Raw genomic sequence first — 19,085 nt, 5'->3', positions numbered from 1 at the left:
CAGGGCGCCGTGGGCTCACGCGGGGACGAGGAGCTCGGCGAGCGGGAGGAGCGGGTAATCGGAAGCCGCGACGTGCCGCATCTCGCCGTCGACGAGATGGAGGTCCGTCGCGCCGGTCCGGCCCGGAAGGACGCCGAGGTCGTAGAGGACGGCGTCGCCCTCGATGCGCAGCGTGCGGATCCCGCCGATCTCGTGCTCGCGCGCGGCCTCCGTCAGCCAATCGTCCCCGAGCTCCGCCTTGCACTTTCGATGGCCGGTATGACCTGCGACCTGCCTCAGGCCTCGCGGGAGCGAGCGCGGGTCGAAGCGGCGCGGGCGCGCGGGATCGAGCTCCCACGTGGGATCACCGCCTGGCCGATCGACGCGCACAGGGCGATGGTACAGGAGGCCGCCGCCCTCCTGGCCCGCGGAGCCGGGGACGTGGAGCGGTGCGAGGGACAGAGGCGTACGTGCGCCGCCTTGCCACTCCGCGCGCCGCGCCTCGATCGCCGCGCGCATGTGCTGCTCGAGGGCCGCGGCCAGCCGGTGCGGGTCGCGCTCGTCCGGCAGGCCGAGCAGGACGAGCTCGCGCTGGGTCACGCCCGCGTGGGTCAAAAGCACTTCGCGGCCATCGGGAAGCACGCCCGAAAGCGCGAGGTGAAAGCGGCCGGCGAGCAAGAGCTCGATGACGAGCTCGCGCTGGGCCTCGCTGTACGACGCGTAATCACGCGCCGCGAGCCCTGGCGTCGGCACATCGGGGAACTGCTCTGCGAACAACTGCTTGCACCGTGCGACGGCCTCGTTGCCCTCGCGCCGCCAAATCTCGGCCATCGAGCGCCCGAGCGCGCGCGCCGCCGCGAAGCACGTGTCGTCGAGGCGGATCAGCTCCATGACCCGCGCCGCGTCGTGGTTGCCGAAGAGCAGCTGCACCTGCGCCGGATCATGATTGGCGAGCCACCGCAGCGTGCGGAGCCCCTCGACCCCCGCGCCCACGGGATCGTCGAGATCGTAATCGAAATGGTCTCCCATCGATACGAGCACGACGTCCTCGGCGAGCCGCCCGTCTGCGCCGAGCGCGGCGTGCGCTTCGAGCACGGCCAGCACTTTGGCCATGGGCGCTTGCGGGTCGCCCATCACGAACATGCGACGACGTCCGGTCATGGTTCGAGGCGCTCCTCGTCCCCCCGAGGGGTCTTCGCCGGCGTCGCCTCCTCGATCCGCTGCTGCACGAACGCCGTGTACGCCATCCCCAGCGGCAACTCGAACTCCACGTGGAGCCTGCGCCGCGTCGTGACGACGGCGCTTCCATCGCGCCCGTCTCGGCCGACGTGCTCGACGTCGCGATAATGAAGCCCCACCCCGCGTTTTTGCCACGCCGGCAGCTCGTTGAACTGGATCCCGTTCTGGAACAAGAGCTCGTTTCGCTCCGCCACCGATTGCCCTTCGAGCCGCCGCGTCGCCGCGCGATCCGAGAGCCCTTGTGATCGCAGCAGCCAGTAACAATGCCCGCCGAGCGCATTCCGGTGCGCGTCCTCGTGCCGCCAGCGGAAGTAATCGACGACGTCCTTCTCGGTGGGGAGCTGCGAGATGCGGGCGTCGAAGGCCGCGTGATCGTCGAGGAGCCGCGCGAACTTGGCGCTCGCCTCGCCGGCCAGGATCGACTCGTACTTGCGCAGCTTGCGGCCGAACACGTCCGTGTCGCGGCGAAACAAGAGGGAGATCTCGTCGCTTTGCGTGTAGCCGTAGACCACGGGGAATCCGCAGTCCATGAGGTGCTTTGTGGTCTCGACCATCATGTCGCGGACGCGGACGTCGAAGGGCGCCTCGAACGGCTTGCGCTCGCGGACGAGCTTGGTGAAGCCGCGGCCGTCGAGGCGCGCGACCATGTAGATACCCGGCAGGACGTGGTGATCGTGTGCGGTCTCGAAGATCCGCATCTTCGCTTCGAGATCATCGAACTTCATGGCGCGGCCAAGGTAGCAGCCCGAGGCCTTCGTCGCGACGATCCTGCATGGCAACCCCGGCACGGCCGTGTTACGTGCGCCGTGTTCGATGTGGGATCCGAAGCAATACAACCTGTTCCGCGAAGCGCGGCGCCGACCGTTTTTCGATTTGCTCGCGCAGGTGAGGACCGCGGCTCCCACGCGGGTCGTCGACCTCGGCTGTGGCACGGGCGACCTGACCCTCGCCCTCGGCGAGCGCTGGCCCGAAGCCGAGATCCTCGGCGTGGACAGCTCCGCGGCCATGCTCGCGGATGCGCAGGCGAAACACGCGTCCTTTCGCGTCCGCTTCCTCCAGGCCGATCTCGCTCGTGTCCCGCTCCCCGGGCCCGCCTCCGTGCTCTTCTCCAATGCGGCCCTCCACTGGCTCGACGACCACGCCGCCCTGCTCACGCACCTCGCCGGTCTGCTCGCCCCGGAGGGAATCCTGGCCTTTCAGATCCCCGCGAATTTCGAGGCGCCTTCGCATCGGCGCGTGGAAGAGGTCCGCGCCCTGCCCCGCTTTGCGGCAGCGCTCCGTGACGTGCGCCGAGGGCACGCCGAGCCCCTTTCGTTTTATCTGGATCACCTCGTCGGCCTCGGGTTCACGGTCGAGGCGTGGGATACGACGTACCTGCACGTGTTACCCGGCGAAGACGCCGTCTTGCAATGGCTGCTCGGCACCACGCTGCGCCCCATCGTGACCGCGCTCGGCCCCGAGGAAGGTGCGGCCTTCCTCGACACGCTCCGACCCTCGTTGCAATCGGACTACCCTGCCCGGCCCTACGGCACGCCGTTTCCTTTCACGCGCCGGTTCGTCGTGGCGACGCGCGTCTCGGCTCCTTGACGGGGCGGCGGCGTTCGCATCTACTCGCCAGGATGAGACGCAAAAAAGCTCCGCGGCTCGCGGCTGCGTTCGTGGTCACGATCTCCGCGGGTTGCGGCGGAGCGACGCAGGAGCCCCCCAAGCCGCAGCCGCAGGACGAGAGCTGGGTGCCGAACCTCGGCAGCGTGAAGGAAGGTTTCACCCGCAACGAAGACGGGACCTGCACGATCACGCACGCCGCGAATCCGCCGTGGGTCGAGCAGGTGGATTGCGAGACCCAAAAGCCCATCCAAAAACCCTGACCCGAGCCGCCTCGCTCCCACGCCGTGCACCCTCTCCCGCTCCGCGTCCGGATCCTCGGCGGACTCCTCTGCGCCGCGGCGCTGGCGCTCACGATCCACTGGGTCGCGAGCGGAACCGGTCCCTACGCGGTGTTCCTCGCGGCCGAGCTCGGCGAAGATCCCGCGACGCATCCGCTCGCGGCCGCCGGCCTCACGTTCATCGTCACCGAGGTGCCGGCGCTCGTCCTGATGTTCGTCCTCGCCGCGGTCACGTTGCGACGCGAAGGGCGTGATCCGCGCGAAATCATCGCCGCCGGGCGTGCCGAGATCCGCGCGGCCATGGACGACAAACACGCGGACCCCGAGAGCCTGCGCGCCGCGAGGAATTTCGGCATCGCCGCCGGCGGTGGCGTGGCCGGGGCCGTGATCCGCGCGGGCTGGCTCGACATGTGGTTCGGCGATCCCGGCGCGCTCGCCCCGGCGATCGTCGTGGCCGCTCTGTTCGGGCTCGTCGCGGGGCTCGTGCATGGCCGGACGGCGCTCGCGCGCCTCGGCTTTTGTATTGCGCTCGTCGCCGTCGCGCTCGGCTCGCTCCCGGCGGTCGCGTGGTACCTCGAACGCCGGCCCGAGCCGCTGACGATCGAGCTACTCCTGCCGATCTTCGTGGGGGGTCTGCCGGGCGCGCTCTTGTTCTGGGGGGTCACGGTCCTCGTCCGGCGCGCGCGCTAGGTCAAGTTCCGCACGTCCCCGTCGTTTGCGATCTCCAGGAGCCACGCTTCGAGGCGGTGCAGGAACTCCTCCAGGGACGCGGTGCTGAACGTGTGCCGCACGTGATCCCAGTCGGGATCGAGCACGACGATCCGGAAATGGTCACGATACCAGCCTGCGTCCACGTGAATCTCCCGCCACTGCGAGGCCGGATCCGTCGAATACACGTGGGTGCTGGGCGAAGGTAGCTTGACGGCCCAGAAGAGGTCTTCCGAATCATTGGTCTGGACCTCTCCGGACGGCAGCTTTCGTGCAATGATCGTGTTCGACCGGATCGCCCAGCCGGTCGGGATCTTGAGCGGGAGAAGGCTCCATACCGCCTCGATGCCCGCGGCGCGCGGCGAGCCTGGAGAAAGCTGGAAGGTGGGCTTCGCGTTGCTCATGCAGGGCACGGTAACCCGGATCGACGCCGGAGTGGTCCTTTCCGTCGTTACTTCTTCTTGGCCTTGCCATGGCCACGATGCTTGTTCGGATCGTGCCCCTTGCCGGCTTGGTGGCAGCGGCCGTCGGACCAGCGGTGCCCCGGGGGACAATGGTCGTCGCTCGCGTGGCTGGCATAAGGACGCGTCGTGCTCGGACGGGACGCACTCGGACGCGAGGGCGTCGATCGGTACGTGGTCGTGCGGGACCGGTTTCTGTCCCAACGATCGTCACGGCCCGCGTACGCGCCGCCACGCGCAGTCGCGACGCAGCCGGTGGTCATTGCAGTGACCAGAAGACAACCGAGAAGGAGAATGGGTCGCATCCCTCTTCGATAGCATGCCGCCTCGGTTTTCCCAAAGCGGGCGACGCGTTCGTTTTGTGCTGCAATAAAACGTGATGTCGGGGACGGGGCTCGGCCATCAAGGCATCGAACCGGTCATGGATACAGGATCATTGACGCGCGGCGCGGCGACGGCATAACCTGCCGCCCGGTCACCCATGAGCCAGCACGAACGAAACGACGAGATTGTGGAGTCGGTTGATCAGATGATCCGGATGTGGAGCATCTTCGCCGGCAGGTTCCCCGACGCGAAGGTCGAGGCGTTGCCCGGGATCACGGTCACCCTCTCGGGCACGCCGATGGTCTTCGTCAACCTGATTCATCTCTCCTCCCCTGTGCGTGACCGGGACGACCTCACGGAGCGATGCCGCATGGCCATCGCGTACGGCAAGGCGAGCGGGGCGCCCTGGCTCTTCTCGGCGTGTGACCCGTGGCTCGGGGATCCCGAGGTCGCCGAAGAGGTGCTCTCGGGGCTGGGTCTCACAAGGCAGCTCGGCACGAAGGGAATGGTGACCGACACGCTTCTTCCTCCGCAGAGGTCCCTCCCTGCCGAGCTCGAGATCCGGCGCGTGAACGACGAGGAGACGCGATATGCGCTCTCCGATCTGAACATGCTCTCGTACGGGATGCCGATTCCGCTCGGCCGCGATGCCATCGGGCGAAGCAGTTACTGGCATGATTCCTTTTATGCGTATGTCGGGTTCGTGAACGGCGAGCCCGTCAGTTGCACGCTGACGTCGCCCGTCGATGGGCGTCTGTACGTCGCGTGGGTGGCGACGCACCCCGATCACCGTCGAAAGGGGTATGGCGACGCCGTGATGCGCCGCTCGCTGGAGGAGGCACGGGCCGCGACGGGCCTACGTCGCACGGTGCTGCACGCGACGGACATGGGATATCCGGTCTACGAAGCGATGGGGTATCACTCGGTCGTTGGCTTCTCCTGGTACGCGCTCGGGTGACGCGCGCGGGGCGCGTGTCACGTTCCCGCGCGATACGGCTCCACGACCCACGTCCCCTCCTCCACCCCGCGCACGAAAAACAGCTCGTCGAATCCCTCCTCCCGCGACGGCAGCTCCATCCTCGACCGCATCCCGAGCACGGCCACGTCCGGCACGCGCTCGTGGGGCGGGCGCTTCGCATTGCGATCGAGGCAGACGTCCTTCCGGCTCTCGAAAAAGTACCCGTGCACGAAAAAGCCCGCTTCGAGCGCGGCTTCGATGTACCTCGCTCGTTCGGCGCGCGAGACGTTGGTCTTGTCCACGACGAAGCTCGTCCCTCCTTGCAGACAAGCGTCGACGAGCAACCGCTCGCGGGCCGCCGTGCGGAGCATGTCCCCGTTGATGCGGATGTGCGTGTCGACGAACCGCGCCCGGAAATACGTCGACTTGCCGGCCCCGGGCAGCCCGATGAAGACGACACACGCAGGCACCCGGTCGCCCCACCGCTTGCGCCGCTCGGCTCGTTCGCTTTCGTTCATCACGCGGATTCTGGTCCAAGTCTCGTCACGGCGCGATGACGACCTGCGTCCGGGCCGTCGCGGCGTCGCCGGTCGGGTCCGTCAGGGTGAATTCGACGTCGAGCGGAAGGCCCCGGACGTCCGCGACCGGGATGCCTCGGTCCACCTGGAATCGAACGCCGTAGATCTCGCAATGGTCGCCCGCCTTGCGGAGCGTGATCTGCGAGGAGAAGGGCGGCAGCTTGAAATCGATGTCCGGGTAGAACCCGCTCACCTTGAGCGTCGAGCCCATCTGGCGGAGGCCGGTCACGCGGAGCGCGAGCCAGACGTGGTGGCCGCCTTGTGGACCCGGCTCGATCGGCACCACCTCGCCCTCCGTGAGCGACACGAACGCCATTTGCCCCTGCCCCACCACGATCGCCGGATCCCCCGACGCCGCCGTCTTGCACGCATCCTCCGCCGATTGAATCCACGCGGGATCGTAGGCCGCGAGCGACGACGGATCGACGAAGGGATCGACACACGCGCCCTTCACGCACGTCGCATTCGCTCCGCACGAGATCCCGGCGCAAGCCTCGTCCAGCGCGACCGGCCAAAGCAGGGATTGCCCGCCCATCACACGCGTCGCCGCCGCCCGCGTCACGACGGGTTCCTCCTCGCCGAGTCGTTTTGCCACGATGGACAGCTCGATCGAAGCGCCGTCCTTCGCCGTCGGGACCCGTAGCTCCGCCGGGAGGAGCAGATTGCCCGCGCCATACGCGAGAAGCTCGCTCTCTGCGACGGCGCCGTCGACCTTCAAGGTCCGCTCGACCTCGTAAAAGTCGAATCCGACGGCCATATTGGTCGTGAGGCCGACCACCACCTCCGTGCTCGATTCCTCATCGGCACATCCAGCGAGGGTGAGGACGAGCAGCACGGAACACGAAAGGGAGATCGGCCGCACGATCATGGGATCACCGCGACGAACGCGAATCGCGCTTGCGGCGCCGCGAGAGGAAGCCCGCCGTGGCCGCGGCGAACAAGGCGAACGGCCCGACGACGCTGGCCTTGTCGCCCGGGCTGTAGGAGCAGATGCCCGCGGCGATGTTGCCATTGATGCCGTCGGGGCCGATGCTCACGCTCGCCTCGGCCTTCACCTCGATGCCCTGCGCGGCGAGCGCCTGCAAGCAGGCCGGGAGCTGCGAGCCGGAGATGATGTACTCGCCGCCGCAGAAGAGCGCGCCGTCGCCCGTGCACGAGGCCTCGCAGTTCGCGCGGAACTCCTGCTCGCACTGCTCGAACTCGACGTCCTGGCAACTGTACTGGCAGTCCATGTTGGCGTCGGCCGTGCACGAGCCGCCGCAGCACTCGATGCAGTGCTGATAACAGCCGCCGTCCACCGTCACGCATTTGGCGTCACACTCGTTGTCGCAGTTCGCGTCCCAGGTCGCGGCGCACTGCGCCGGGTCGGATTTCGCTGCGCACTCGGTGTCGCGCCTCGTCGTGCATTCTTCGAAGCAGTTGTGCGAGCAGATGACGTTGACGCCGTTGTCGCAGTCGGACTTGCACTGCACGGTGCAGCTGTCCGTGCAGGTCGCCTCCGCCGAGAGCGTACATTGGTTGCCGCAGACCTGAACGAGCTTCGTTGCGCACGCCGTCTTGTAGATGCCGAACTCGCTACAGCCGGCCGTGCACTCGGCCGTGACGCGCACCTCGCAGTTCGAAAGCCCCTCGAAACGGATGTTGCCGCACTGATCGACACCCGCGCTCGCGGGGAGCGCCGTCGTGAGGCCGATGGCAAGGCCCAAGAGCCCGAGGATACCGCTTTTACGCATGGAAGGTCTCCTTTGCCGAGGAAGGCAAGTACATGAGCTTAAGCAAGGCCCCTGCCACGTGGAAGCTTTCTTTTCGCGCCCGGGTGTTTCGAGGTCACACCCCACCACGCGGAGCAAGCCGCTCGCTCGCTGTGTAAACGCCGGGTGATGGAACCACGTGAACGACGGGCGACAGCAAGCCCCGCATGGGCAATGGGCTTACCAGCCAAGCGCCATGGCATGGCGCGTCAATACACGTAATCGTCACACCGCACGTCCTCATCGAGGCCGTCGTAGGGGACGTCCACATATTCGACCGCATCGAGGGCACGCCCCTCGACCAGGTAGGCGCTCTCCGTCGGCATGAAGTCGGGGGCGGGGCTCGGCATCCGATTGCATGTGCCCGGCACACGCACGACACGCCGATCGACGACGTTGAGGCGCGGCCGGAGCACGAGGAGCTTTCCGTCGGCAGTGGTAGCGAGCGAATACAGCACGCCGTCCGTGCCCGCGCGGACGACGAGCACACGCTTGCCATCGTCCGTCGTCGCCTCGGCAGCGCCCGTGCGGAACCCATCGGCGAAAGCGTGGCAAGGCGCGATGAGCTTCCCGCCGGAGACACGCTGGATCTCGATCGTCTCCGGCGGCGCCGGCGTGAGATCACGATAAGCAGAGAGGCACCGTTCGAGGTCATGCGTGACGAGCGTCTCGACCTTGGCGGAGAGCGCCGTCGCGCCACGCGCGCGCAGCGTCGCCTCGAAGGCGCGCCCAAAGCTCTCCTGGTTCGTCTTCGAAATCTCGCCCGATATCTCCGCCCGCCGCGTCTCCGATGTATAGCCGGCGCAAGCCGGGAGGAAGACGGCGAAGGAGAGCAGCACCGCGGAGGCAGCATGGGCGCGCATGGCAGCGAGGAGGATCGCCCAACCCTCCGCGGAAACCAAGTTCCTCGCCGTCACGCGCTTGTCGCAGCCGCGGAGCTGGAGTACGGCGGCGCCGATGGCTTCCCGAAAAGATTCCAAGCGTTCCGAGCGGGCCGCCGCAGCGACGCGGCGAGTCGCGGCCTGGTTGCAAAAACACGCCCTGGAAGAGGCGCTTCGCCCACCCGTCCGTGACGTCTCCGTGCAGGCGCTCGCGAAAGCCCTCGGCAAGCCGCTCCCGCCCGAGCTCGTGGCAATGTGGAAGGTCCACGATGGCCTGCCAATTTTCGAATACGCAGGCCTCGGCGCGGCCGCATCGAGGAAGATGCGCGCCGGGCTCGAATCCCTGCGCAAGAAAGGGAAGTTCGACGACCACGAAGTCTTCGAGCAAAGCACCCCACGCGTAAGATCCGTGAAGTGGCACGAGGCCTGGATCCCCATCGCCCAGGATGGCTGCGGCAACCTCTACTGCATCGACCTCGCGCCAGCCCGCGCAGGCCGCGTCGGGCAGATCATCAAATGGGAAGTCGCAGGCGGCCCCTTCACGACCGGCAGCGTCGACCTCGCCACGCTCCTCGAGCGATACGCAGACGCACTCGAAAGCGGCCACTTCACCTATCTGGCCGATTCAGGCATCTACGACGGGCCGTATCTCGATCTCCTCGGCGATCCGTGAGGGGCAGGCGCCACGCCGGGGCGCCGCCCCGGACCCCGCGGGGCCTGTCCGCCCCTCGACCCGGACCAGCGCAAGCGCTGGACCATTTGGGGAAGAACTGCGCAATGCGCAGTTCTTCCCACAGGCCGGTGGCAAGACCAGAGACAGGGTTGCCGATCGAAGACGAAGTGATGGGTAGGGGCGCTCGGCGGTCTGCGCGGAGCTGAGGCCGGATCCCAGCCGTCACGTGTGTCAGGCGCCCTCGCCGACCTCCCTTCCCTGGTGTCACGTGTGGCAGCCGCATTCGCCGCTCTCCCCGTGCCACCCGCCACACGTGTCAGCCCGCCAAGCCGACCTCGTCCCGGCCCTGTCACGTGTGTCAGCACAAGGCCCCGACCCCCGCAGGCGCCTGCCACGCGTGACAGGACCGCCGCGAGGACACCTTCGTCACATGACATACGTGTATGCCATCCCTCCCGCTCAGCGCACAACGCCGACGCGCATGGTAAGTCCAGCGCCCGCACGGAATCGCGACCTGACACGTATGTCAGGTCGCCAAAAGGCGCGGAAACGTCCGCGGACACAGGGGTGCGCGTTGATTTCACGCGGGCGGTTGGGGCAAGGTGGGACGATGACGGACACCCAGGCGGCGGCTTACGCGGCCGCAGTCGCGAAGCTGCTCTATGCCCATGGTCCCTCGCCGCGCGAACGGCTGATCGCCGGATGCTTGGCATTCGGACTTTCGGAGGAGCAAGCAAACACGATCGTGGAGCGTGGGCTCGCACTCTCGCTCTACGTCGTCGATCCCGCGACCGGTCACTTGCGCGCCCCCCAGTCGTTGCGCCGCGAGCCCACCGCCTTCCTCGGCGACGGGATCATCGATCCTCGAAAGGATCCAGACGTCGCACGCCGCCTGGCCATCCTGCGCGTGCTCCTGTCGACGGCGCCCGTGGCCATGTGGGCCGTCGATCAAGCAGGCTACATCATCTATTACGAAGGCAAAGCCCTCGAAGGACTGGGTCTCCAGGACGGGCAGTTCGTCGGGCAGAGCTTCCAAGAGGTCTTCGGCCAGCACGCATGCGCGCCCTACGTCGCGCGCGCATTCGGCGGCGAGATCGTGGAAGTCTCCTGGGAGTACGGAGGCATCATCTGGCAAAACTGGTGCTTTCCACTAAAAAACGCAGCCGGCGAAGTCGAGCTCGTCTCGCTCGTGTCGATGGACGTCACCGAGGCCCGGCACGCCGAGCAGGAGCTACGCGAGAGGCTCACGACAATCGAACGTCAGCAACGCGTGATCAGCGAGCTATCGACGCCCATCATCGAAGTCTGGGACAAGGTGCTGGCATTGCCGCTGCTCGGCGTGGTCGATTCGACACGCGCAGCCATGGTGATGACGAACCTGCTCGCCGAGGTGGTGAACAAGGCTTCGCAATTCATTTTGCTGGACCTGACGGGCGTCGAAGCCGTGGACACAGCAACGGCCGGCTACATGCTGGACCTCCTCCGCGCCGTGCGGCTGCTCGGCGCAGAGGGCATCATCACAGGCATCCGGCCAAGCGTCGCCCAGACGATGGTGACACTCGGCGTGGACCTCGGAGGCATCGTGACCCACGCAACCCTGCGCCAAGGCCTCCAGCACTGCCTGCGCGGGCTCCGGCAAGGCGGGAAGTGACGCAGCTCAGCCAGCCTTCGCCTTTCCACCCGCCTTCGTCCCGCGCGCCTTGCCCTTCGTCCCCTCCGCCGGCGCATCAAACGCTTCGAGCACGGCCTTCGGCGCCTTGAGCCGCCAAGCGCGTTCGAGCCGCAGCCGGCACTCGGCCACCGTGAGCTTCGGAAGCCGCGCCAGCACGGCCGCATAGCCGCGGTAATGGTCGGTGACGAAATAAATATCGGGCCGATTCTCGATCAAAAACTCCCGCTCATCGACACTCTCGGTCAAGAAAACGACCACATCGCCCTCCTCGCGCAACCGACAAAAACCTTTGCCACGGACCTTCATCGCCGGGGTCCGCCACCAGACGTCTTCCACGACCTCGGGCAGCTCCCGCGCAAGCTCGCTGACTTGCTCCCACTTCATACGCCGCACGATACCACGGCTCGACGTGCAGGCGCTTCGCTGGGGCTTCGCCCCAGGCCCGACCAGGGGTTGTCCACCCCTGGACCCGGACCAGCGCAAGCGCTGGACCCGGGGTCGATGAACTGCGCATCGCGCAGTTCATCGAACAGGCCGAGTCAAGACCAGGGACGACCCTGCCAACCGGGACCGCTTCGACGGGCAACCCCGTCCCTGGTCTTGCCACCGGGCCCGTCGGAAGAACTGCGCATCGCGCAGTTCTTCCGCCTTCGGTCCAGGCCGTGCCTGGTCCGGGTCGAGGGGCGGACAGCCCCCGCGGGGTCCGGGGCAGCGCCCCGGCGCGGCGCCTCTGCCCTGGGCACCACGCTTGCCCCTTTGCAACAGCAACGAGAACGGAGGAGCCACATGGCGAACCAAAGACCTCAGGGGGGCGCGCGGATCGATCCTGTGTCGCGGCGCATCGTCGAGCATATCGAGCAGGTCGGTGGGTTGCCGCAGAAGGTACGCACGCCTGAGGCTGCTGCGGCGGTGCTTTGTGTGCTCTCGCGAAGGCTGAGCAAGGGCGAGGCGCAGGATCTCGCGAGCTGCTTGCCCGAGGCGCTCCAGACCCTCGTGCAGCCGTGCGCGACGCATCGCGGGCTCCAGAGTGATGTGTTCGATCGGGGGGAGTTTTTGCAGTTGCTCGCCGATCACATGCAGATCGACGTCGGCGAGGCTGAGCTCGTCGCGCGGGCCGTCCTGCAAGGCGTGCGCGCTGTGCTCCCTCAGGTGGAGATCGAGCACGTCCGCAGCCAGCTCCCGTCGGAGTTATGGGAGCTCTGGGGCCCGCGCCGCGCGGCTGCTTGAAGCGCGCTCGGCTTTTACCTGCGACGACGCAGGAAGATGCGCGTCCCCTGCGAATAGGGCGAGAGGGACTCGTAGGGGTGGACGAGCGGCCCCTCGACGCCGACGATCACGCGGTCGCCCTCTTTGCTCTGCGCCATTGCGAGGGCGAGCTCGTCTGCTTCGGCGCCGAAGGTCGAGACGGTGTTCGCGGATTCGTCCCATTCTACGTGCACGTCGAACCCGTCGAGCCCGCCGTTTGATCCGGCCATGGTTTTTCCGTGCACGAGCAGCGTGTCCTCGAACCAGCCGACGGCGCGGATGCCGGCGCTGCCTTCGGGGGCCACGGCGGAGACCACGGCGGACGCGTTGCCCGTGACCGAGGCGCCGAGCACGGGCTTTCCATCCGCATCGAGGCGGCCGACGAAGGCCGGCTCGTAGGTGCCAATGCCGTCGAAGACGAGCCTCCCCTCCCCGCCGAGGACGAGGCCGCCGTCGTCCGTCACCGCCAGGCTGCCGCCCATGCCGCCCAGGCCCGAGTCCGAGAAGACCTTGCTCCAGACGACCTCGCCGGACGGCGAGAATCTCTTCACGTGCAAGCCTGTCGGCTCCCCGGCGGTCTCGACGATGCTGGTTTGATTGTAGGCGAGGACGGTGTCGCCGTCCGGGGTCACGTCGAGGCCCGCTGGGAGATCGATGGCGTCGCCGCCGTAGCTCTTGGCCCAGACGAGCTCTCCCTTCGTGTCGTATTTGGCGATGAACACGTCGGGCTTGTAGTTCGTGAAGAATTCGTCCCAGGTCTGGGGCACGCTCGTCAACGTGACCCCGCCGAGATCGAGATCGCCGATGAACCTGCCGGCGATCACGAAGTTGCCTTCGGCGTCGAACGTGACGTCCTCCACGACGCGGTGGAACCCCCCGCTGTAATTGACGTCGGCCGGCAGGTTGCCCGGGAGGCGGCGGCTCGAGACGTGGTTACCGTCCGCGTCGAGCCGCAGCAGAAACGGGTGGTTCGCGCGCTCGTATTCGCCGCCGAGCGGGCCTCCCCCGAGGTCGACGTCGGCGGACAAGCTCCCGGCGAGGAGAATCGAGCCCTGGTCGTCGACGGCGAGGACATTTTTTCCTTCGAACGAAGCGCCTTCCGGGAGCTCGCGGCTCCAGACGTGTTTGCCGCTGGCGTCGAATTTCACGACGAAGGCAAAGGGCGCGTCGACGCTGCCGAGGGCGCCGCCGCCAAAATCGATCGCGACTTGCGTCGTGCCGGCGAGGATGGTGTTGCACGCGCCATCGACAGCGACGGAGAGGCCTCCGAGAGGGGTGCGCGCCTCGGCGGCGCCGAACACGAGGTCGAGCGACTCGGCGCACGCGGAGGTCGGCACGGGATCGGGCGGGGGAATCTCCTGGACCGTCTCCGAGCAGCCGAGGACGAACAGCGGGGCGACAAGGAAGAATCGAGGTCTCGTCATGGAGCCATCGTAGCGTACCTTTCACCTACAGAAATAGGAGTATCGTTCCGATGATTGCTAGCCGCGGACGCGCGTCCGGCGCACGGCGACGTCGGTGGCCTCGCCCGTGCCGCCGCGGCGCACCGAGAGCTTGACCAGGCTGCCCTCGGGGCCACGGATGCGCTGCACGGCGGCCTCGAAGCCGAGCTCGACGATCGGGGCGCCGTCGATGGCGACAATCGCGTCCCCGGGGCCGAGCCCCGCGTTTGCGGCGCCGCCGCCGGGAAGGACCTGGCCAATCACGAGCGCGTCGCCCTTCGGGCCGAGGACCGCACCGATGCCCGTGAGCTCCACGCGGGGCTCCTCGCCGTCCTTCAGCTTGGCGAGGGAGATCTCGACCGGTCCGATCTCGCCGCCCTCCGTCACCACGAGGCCGGAGAGGACGCGGCCGTGATGCCCGGGCGCCATCGCCGCGACCGAGCGCGCGCCCTCGGCGAGGCCAAGGAGCGAGAAGCGGCCGGAGGCGTCGGTGGTCGCGTCGGCGACGACGGGGACCGGGCCCGCGCCCGCGCCGAGGAGGCCTTCGATGGTGATACGCGCGCCCTCGATGGGCTGGTTCGTGCCGTCCTCGACGACGACGCCGTGGAGGCGGCCGCCGGCGCGGAGGACGAGATTCGCCGTGGCCTCGCCGCCCGCCGGGACGGTGACGTCGACGGTCGCCGAGGGGGCATGGCCGAGGCCCGCCGCGGTGACGGCGTACGTGCCGGGGAGGAGGTCGCCGATTTCGTAGGCGCCGGTGGCGTCGAAGAACGAGGTGGCGGCGGAGTACTCGCGCTCGAGGGGGCCGCGGTGGCGCGCGGCGACGACGGAGAACGAGGCGACGGGCGCGCCGGTGGTCCCGCCGCGGACGGTGCCGCGGATGCGGCCGGTCGCGGCGAGGCGGAGGGTGACGCCCTCGGCGCCGGCCGCGACGCCCTCGGCGCGGGCGATCCGCGCGCCTTCGCGGGCCGTGAGCTCGTACGTGCCCGGGTCGAGGCCTTCCAGCGTGAAGGCGCCGCGCTCGTCGGTGGTGGCGCTCGCGCCGGGGTGGAGGTCGTCGTCTCGGACGATGTCGCGGTGGAAGCGGGCGCTGACGCTCGCGAACGGGACGGGCGCGCCGGCCGCGTCGACGACCACGCCGGCGATGGACGCGAGCACGAGGGCCTCGCCTTTCGGCCGCAGCCGCAGGGTCACCCGGCCGCTCGCCTGCGCGCCCATGTCGAGGCGCGCCCGGGCGGGCGCGTGATCCGGGTGCGTCGCTTCGAGCAGGGCGTCGTCGGGCGCGCTGAACGTGAAGGCGCCCTTGTCGTCGGCGACGAACCGCCCGCCCGCGCTGGCCTCGCCGCCGGGGGCTTCGAGGATGCGCACCTCGGCCTTGGGCGCGGGCTCGCCGGCGGGCGTGAGGACCAGGCCCTCGAAGCGCCGCTCGGGTTCGAGGGTGATGGTCAGGCCGCGGACGACCTCGCCGGCGCGGGCGATCAGCGTGATGGGGCTCTCGCCCCACGCCGGGGCGAACGGGTGGAAGCCCTTGGCGGCCACCATCGCCAGCGCGTAGACGCCGGGCGCCGGGGGCTCGAAGAGGAAGGTGCCGTCCGGGCCCGAGGTGACGGCGCGGGCCACGCCCTCCTGGTCGAAGGTGAGCGTGGCGGAAGTGATGGGCGCGCCGGTGCGGGCGGCGATGACGCGGCCGGAGAAGGCGCCGGCGCGGCGGGTCTCGTCGACGGCGACCTCGCCGCCCGGGAGGCGCAGCGGGCCGGGGCGCTCGGCGAGGGCGCGGGAGGTGCGGGCGCGGGGCGCGGGCGCGGCGTTCGCGCTCGGGGCCGGGGGCGAGGCCGACCCCTCGGAGCCCTTGCCGCCGAGGCGCGAGAGCAGGAGCGCGACGAGCGCGATGACGACGATGATCAGGATCGGGCGCACGAGCCGGTTCGGCTGCGACATGCGCCTATCCTACGCGCCTCGACGCGAATGTCAGGAGAGGAGCCGGAGGGGCGCGCCTTGGTGCCACGCGAGGATGTCCTCCAGTGCGTCCCGGTAAAACACGGCAAAATTTTCCCGCGTCACGTAGCCGAGGTGCGGCGTCAGGACGACGTTCGCCAAGCCGAGCAGCGGGTGGTTCGCCGGCAGCGGCTCCTCCGGGAACACGTCGAGCCCGGCCCCGGCGATCCGCTCGGCTCGCAGCGCGGCGAGCAGCGCGTCCATGTCCACGAGGCCCGCGCGCGACGTGTTGACGAAAAAAGCCGTGGTTTTCATGGCGGAGAGCTCGTCCGCGCCGACGATCCCGCGTGTCCGCTCGCCGAGCACGAGGTGCAAGCTGACGACGTCCGACGTCGCGAAGAGCTCGCCCTTTTCCACCCGTTTGGCCCCCGCCGCCGCGGCCCGCGTCTCGTCGAGGTTCTGGCTCCAGGCCACGATCTCCATCCCGAACGCCTGCCCCACCCGCGCGACCTGGGTTCCGAGCTTCCCGAGCCCGACCAGGCCGAGGCGTTTGCCCGCGAGCCCCTCGGTCAGCCCCGTCTGCCAGGTCCCCGCGCGGAGCGCCCTGTCTTCCGCCGGAATGCGCTTCACGAGCGCCAGGATGAGGCCCCAGGTGAGCTCCGCCGTCGGCGTGCCGACCGAGCCCGTGCCCGAGACCGGGATCTTACGCGCACGGCAAGCTTCGAGGTCGATCGCCGCATTTCGCCCGCCCGTCGTCACGAGCAGCCGCAGGTTCGGCAGGTTCTCGATGACGGACGCCGGAAACGGCGTGCGCTCCCGCATGAGGACGATCACGTCGAACGGCCGGAGCGCGGCGATGAGCGCGTCCCGATCGGTGATGGGCCGGTCGAACACCACGAGCTCGCTGCCGGGCGGCAGGCGGCGAAAGTCCGCGAGGCTCTCCGCCACCCGCAGGTAGTCGTCGAGAAGGGCGATCTTCATGCGCGGCATGGTCAGGGTTTTGCCCGGGTGATGTCCAGCAGGACGTCACCCCGCCTCCGCGCCCTCGGTCCCGAGGACGGGCAGGGAAAACGAAAACGTGGTGGTCTCCCCGGGGATACTCTCGGCCTCGACCCGCCCCCCGTGCGCCTCCACGAGCCCTCGCACGATGTAAAGCCCGAGCCCGAGCCCCTTGATCGTTCCGCCCCGCGCGCGCCCCCGCTGGAATCGCTCGAACAGGGCGCGCATGTCCTCGGCCGTGATCCCCGGCCCTCGATTGCGCACCGACACCACGATCTCGGCGCCGCGCCTCTCCGCGACAATCTCGATCGGCGTGCCGGGCGTGCCGTATTTGAGCGCATTCGAGAGCAGGTTCTCCACGACCTGCTCGATCCGCTGCGCATCCGCGGGGACCGCGGGCAGCTCGTCGCGGATGCAAAGCGCGACGCGATCGCGGGCCTCGGTCGCCTCGATGACGTGTTCGAGCAGCGCCGCGATGTCGGTCGGCGCGCGCACGAGCTCCAGCCGGTGGGCCTCGATCCGCGACAGATCGAGCAGATCACCGATCATCCGCTCGAGCCGCTCCGTGCTCGCCACGATTCGCTCCGCGCGGCGCCGCGCCGTGGGGTCCGGCGAGCGCGCCAGCATCCCCGCGAGCGTCATGATGGTCGTGACCGGCTGGCGCAGGTCATGGGCCACCACGCTGGTCCATTCCTGCCGCAATCGTTCGAGCTCCTTCAGCGGCGTGATGTCCTCGTACGTCACGACGGCCCCGAGGATGTGCCCCTCCTCGCTGTGAATGGGCGACGCATTCGTCAGGATCGGCACGTCGGGTTTGCCCGGGATACGAATGATCATCTCCCGCCCGCTCACCACCTCGCCGCGCATGCCCCGCTCGATCGACAGATCCCCGTTCGGCACGGACGTGCCGTCCGGCAAGCAGAGCCTCCGCCGCAGCAGGCCGAGCACGTCCGCCAGCGGCCCGTCCACCCCGAGCAGCTCCTCGGCCCTCCGGTTCAGGATGAACCGCGGACCCCGGGGGTTCTCGCAGAGCACGATCCCGATCGGCGAGCGGTCGATCACGGTCCGGAGCCAGCGCCGCTCGGTCGACAAGGCGCGGACGAGCTCCTCGCGCTCCGCTTCGAGCCTGTGCTGCTCGGTCACGTCGTCGTTGATCCCGAACGCCCCGAGGATCCGCCCCTCCGGATCCCGCACGGGCGCCGCCGAGTTCAGCACGATCTTGTGGGGCCCGTCGAAGGCCTCGATCTCGACGAGCTCGTTCACCGCGGTCTCGCCCGTCCGCACCGCGCGGGCGAGCGCCCATTCGTCGGGCTTCACCTCCTCGCCCGTATCGACCCACCACGCCTTGAACGCGCCGGACCTCTCCGGCCCGGCGGCCATCGATTCGCCCCAGATGCGCTTCGCCGCGGGGTTTGCCAGGACGTACTTGCCGTGCTCGTCGGCGACCCATACCCCGACCGGCAACGTCTCGAGCACCTGCCGGAAGAGGAGCTCGCTCTTCTGGAGCGCCGTCTCCGCCTTTCGTTGCGCGGTCACGTCCTGCACCGTCCCGGTCATGCCGATGATGTGCCCCGCCTCGTCGCGGATCACGTCGCCCTCCGCGTGCACGATCCGCTCGACCCCGTCGGCGGGGAAGATGCGGTGATCGATCGAATACGTACACGTCCCGCCGAGGGCTCGTTGCACCGCTTCGTGCACGCGCGCGCGGTCGTCCGGGTGCACGAACGCGAGGAAATCCGCGTAGGATTTCTTTTCATCCGCGGGGGGTAGGCCGAAGAGACGGAAACACTCGTCCGACCAGGTCGTCTCGTCCGTCGCGGCCACCCACTCCCAGCTCCCGATCCGGGCGATCCGCTGGGCGCGGGCGAGGCGCTGCTCGCTCAGGCGCAGCGCCTCCTCGGATTGCTTTCGCGCGCTGACGTCGCGCAGGATCGACAGGTGCCTGCCCGGCATGAAATGGGCCTGCGCCGCGAACTCGCCGACGAACGTGGTCCCGTCGGCGCGCCGGAACGGCCCCTCGGCCTTCCAGCGCCCGGCTTCGAGGAACGCCGGCCACGCCTCCCGGAGCTTCGCCGCGACCTCGGGGGGCCCGAGATCGAACACGGTCCATCGCAAGAGTTCGTCACGAGGGGCGCGCAAAAGCTCGCAGGCGCGCGGGTTCACGTCGACCAGGTGCCCCTCGTCGTCCGCGACGAGGATCCCGTCGAACGCGTGCTCGAAGACGCTTCGGTAGAGCCGCTCGGACTCCGTGCTCGCCCCTCCCGTCATGCCCCCGCTGCTCACCCCAAGGATTCCTGCTCGGCTCCTCGTCGCCTCAGCGTCTTCTAGCCCACCACCGATCGGCCGGCAAAACA

At 68.8% G+C, this 19,085-nt stretch carries 19 protein-coding genes; 7 read left to right on the top strand and 12 right to left on the bottom strand.

Annotation, left to right across the window (positions count from 1 at the left end):
* Nucleotides 1–15 precede the first annotated feature (15 nt).
* Both QHF84_RS39215 and QHF84_RS39210 read right to left on the bottom strand, forming a co-directional pair.
* Entirely contained in the window at nucleotides 16–1,140 is a 1,125-nt protein-coding gene (locus QHF84_RS39215; RefSeq protein WP_281318676.1) for a metallophosphoesterase, read from the bottom strand.
* Complete coding sequence (locus tag QHF84_RS39210; protein ID WP_281318675.1) at nucleotides 1,137–1,943, bottom strand: tRNA(His) guanylyltransferase Thg1 family protein; 807 nt, start codon at nucleotides 1,941–1,943, stop codon at nucleotides 1,137–1,139. The genes QHF84_RS39215 and QHF84_RS39210 overlap by 4 nt, the downstream gene beginning before the upstream one ends.
* Nucleotides 1,944–2,031: 88 nt before the next feature.
* Between QHF84_RS39210 and QHF84_RS39205 the strand changes: the two genes are divergently transcribed.
* From QHF84_RS39205 to QHF84_RS39195, 3 genes are read left to right on the top strand one after another with little or no spacing between them, the layout of a single operon-like run.
* Nucleotides 2,032–2,805: a methyltransferase domain-containing protein gene (locus QHF84_RS39205; RefSeq protein ID WP_281318674.1), complete on the top strand. Its 774-nt coding sequence runs from the start codon at nucleotides 2,032–2,034 to the stop codon at nucleotides 2,803–2,805.
* Between the two features lie 32 nt (nucleotides 2,806–2,837).
* Nucleotides 2,838–3,086, top strand: a complete 249-nt coding sequence (locus QHF84_RS39200; protein ID WP_281318673.1) for a hypothetical protein — start codon at nucleotides 2,838–2,840, stop codon at nucleotides 3,084–3,086.
* 24 nt (nucleotides 3,087–3,110) lie between these two features.
* Complete coding sequence (locus QHF84_RS39195) at nucleotides 3,111–3,794, top strand: hypothetical protein (protein ID WP_281318672.1); 684 nt, start codon at nucleotides 3,111–3,113, stop codon at nucleotides 3,792–3,794.
* On the opposite strand, the gene QHF84_RS39190 is transcribed toward QHF84_RS39195, so the two are convergent.
* Nucleotides 3,791–4,216, bottom strand: a complete 426-nt coding sequence (locus tag QHF84_RS39190; protein ID WP_281318671.1) for a hypothetical protein — start codon at nucleotides 4,214–4,216, stop codon at nucleotides 3,791–3,793. The genes QHF84_RS39195 and QHF84_RS39190 overlap by 4 nt on opposite strands.
* 538 nt (nucleotides 4,217–4,754) lie before the next feature.
* Here QHF84_RS39190 and QHF84_RS39185 point away from each other — a divergent pair.
* Nucleotides 4,755–5,555 (top strand): GNAT family N-acetyltransferase, encoded by an 801-nt coding sequence (locus QHF84_RS39185; RefSeq protein ID WP_281318670.1) that lies wholly within the window; start codon nucleotides 4,755–4,757, stop codon nucleotides 5,553–5,555.
* A gap of 17 nt (nucleotides 5,556–5,572) precedes the next feature.
* On the opposite strand, the gene QHF84_RS39180 is transcribed toward QHF84_RS39185, so the two are convergent.
* From QHF84_RS39180 to QHF84_RS39165, 4 genes are all read right to left on the bottom strand, one after another.
* Nucleotides 5,573–6,073, bottom strand: a complete 501-nt coding sequence (locus QHF84_RS39180; RefSeq protein WP_281318714.1) for an ATP-binding protein — start codon at nucleotides 6,071–6,073, stop codon at nucleotides 5,573–5,575.
* 25 nt (nucleotides 6,074–6,098) lie between these two features.
* Nucleotides 6,099–7,001, bottom strand: coding sequence for a hypothetical protein (locus QHF84_RS39175; RefSeq protein ID WP_281318669.1), 903 nt, complete (start codon nucleotides 6,999–7,001; stop codon nucleotides 6,099–6,101).
* Nucleotides 7,002–7,005: 4 nt separating this feature from the next.
* Nucleotides 7,006–7,866, bottom strand: a complete 861-nt coding sequence (locus QHF84_RS39170) for a hypothetical protein (RefSeq protein ID WP_281318668.1) — start codon at nucleotides 7,864–7,866, stop codon at nucleotides 7,006–7,008.
* Between the two features lie 227 nt (nucleotides 7,867–8,093).
* On the bottom strand, nucleotides 8,094–8,747 hold the full coding sequence (locus QHF84_RS39165) for a hypothetical protein (RefSeq protein WP_281318667.1): 654 nt from the start codon (nucleotides 8,745–8,747) through the stop codon (nucleotides 8,094–8,096).
* Nucleotides 8,748–8,841: 94 nt separating this feature from the next.
* Between QHF84_RS39165 and QHF84_RS39160 the strand changes: the two genes are divergently transcribed.
* Together QHF84_RS39160 and QHF84_RS39155 are read left to right on the top strand one after the other, a co-directional pair.
* Nucleotides 8,842–9,438, top strand: a complete 597-nt coding sequence (locus QHF84_RS39160; RefSeq protein ID WP_281318666.1) for an SMI1/KNR4 family protein — start codon at nucleotides 8,842–8,844, stop codon at nucleotides 9,436–9,438.
* A 610-nt stretch (nucleotides 9,439–10,048) separates the two neighbouring features.
* Entirely contained in the window at nucleotides 10,049–11,089 is a 1,041-nt protein-coding gene (locus QHF84_RS39155; RefSeq protein WP_281318665.1) for an STAS domain-containing protein, read from the top strand.
* A gap of 6 nt (nucleotides 11,090–11,095) precedes the next feature.
* Here QHF84_RS39155 and QHF84_RS39150 read toward each other — a convergent pair whose 3' ends face one another.
* Nucleotides 11,096–11,494 (bottom strand): MmcQ/YjbR family DNA-binding protein, encoded by a 399-nt coding sequence (locus QHF84_RS39150; RefSeq protein ID WP_281318664.1) that lies wholly within the window; start codon nucleotides 11,492–11,494, stop codon nucleotides 11,096–11,098.
* 402 nt (nucleotides 11,495–11,896) lie between these two features.
* Here QHF84_RS39150 and QHF84_RS39145 point away from each other — a divergent pair, with 402 nt between their 5' ends.
* Nucleotides 11,897–12,337, top strand: coding sequence for a DUF2267 domain-containing protein (locus tag QHF84_RS39145; RefSeq protein WP_281318663.1), 441 nt, complete (start codon nucleotides 11,897–11,899; stop codon nucleotides 12,335–12,337).
* A gap of 14 nt (nucleotides 12,338–12,351) precedes the next feature.
* Here QHF84_RS39145 and QHF84_RS39140 read toward each other — a convergent pair whose 3' ends face one another.
* From QHF84_RS39140 to QHF84_RS39125, 4 genes are read right to left on the bottom strand one after another with little or no spacing between them, the layout of a single operon-like run.
* On the bottom strand, nucleotides 12,352–13,779 hold the full coding sequence (locus QHF84_RS39140; protein WP_281318662.1) for a hypothetical protein: 1,428 nt from the start codon (nucleotides 13,777–13,779) through the stop codon (nucleotides 12,352–12,354).
* 57 nt (nucleotides 13,780–13,836) lie between these two features.
* Nucleotides 13,837–15,735, bottom strand: coding sequence for a carboxypeptidase regulatory-like domain-containing protein (locus QHF84_RS39135; protein ID WP_281318661.1), 1,899 nt, complete (start codon nucleotides 15,733–15,735; stop codon nucleotides 13,837–13,839).
* Between the two features lie 30 nt (nucleotides 15,736–15,765).
* Nucleotides 15,766–16,713 (bottom strand): D-2-hydroxyacid dehydrogenase family protein, encoded by a 948-nt coding sequence (locus tag QHF84_RS39130; RefSeq protein ID WP_281318660.1) that lies wholly within the window; start codon nucleotides 16,711–16,713, stop codon nucleotides 15,766–15,768.
* A 45-nt stretch (nucleotides 16,714–16,758) separates the two neighbouring features.
* Nucleotides 16,759–18,999, bottom strand: a complete 2,241-nt coding sequence (locus QHF84_RS39125; RefSeq protein WP_281318659.1) for a PAS domain S-box protein — start codon at nucleotides 18,997–18,999, stop codon at nucleotides 16,759–16,761.
* Between the last annotated feature and the right edge of the window lie 86 nt (nucleotides 19,000–19,085).

Origin of the sequence: Polyangium sp. y55x31 (assembly GCF_029946505.1) — a bacterium.
Taxonomy (GTDB): Bacteria; Myxococcota_A; Polyangia; order Polyangiales; family Polyangiaceae; genus Polyangium.
Note: the sequence above shows the minus strand (reverse complement) of the source record. Positions and strands in the feature narration are given on the sequence as shown.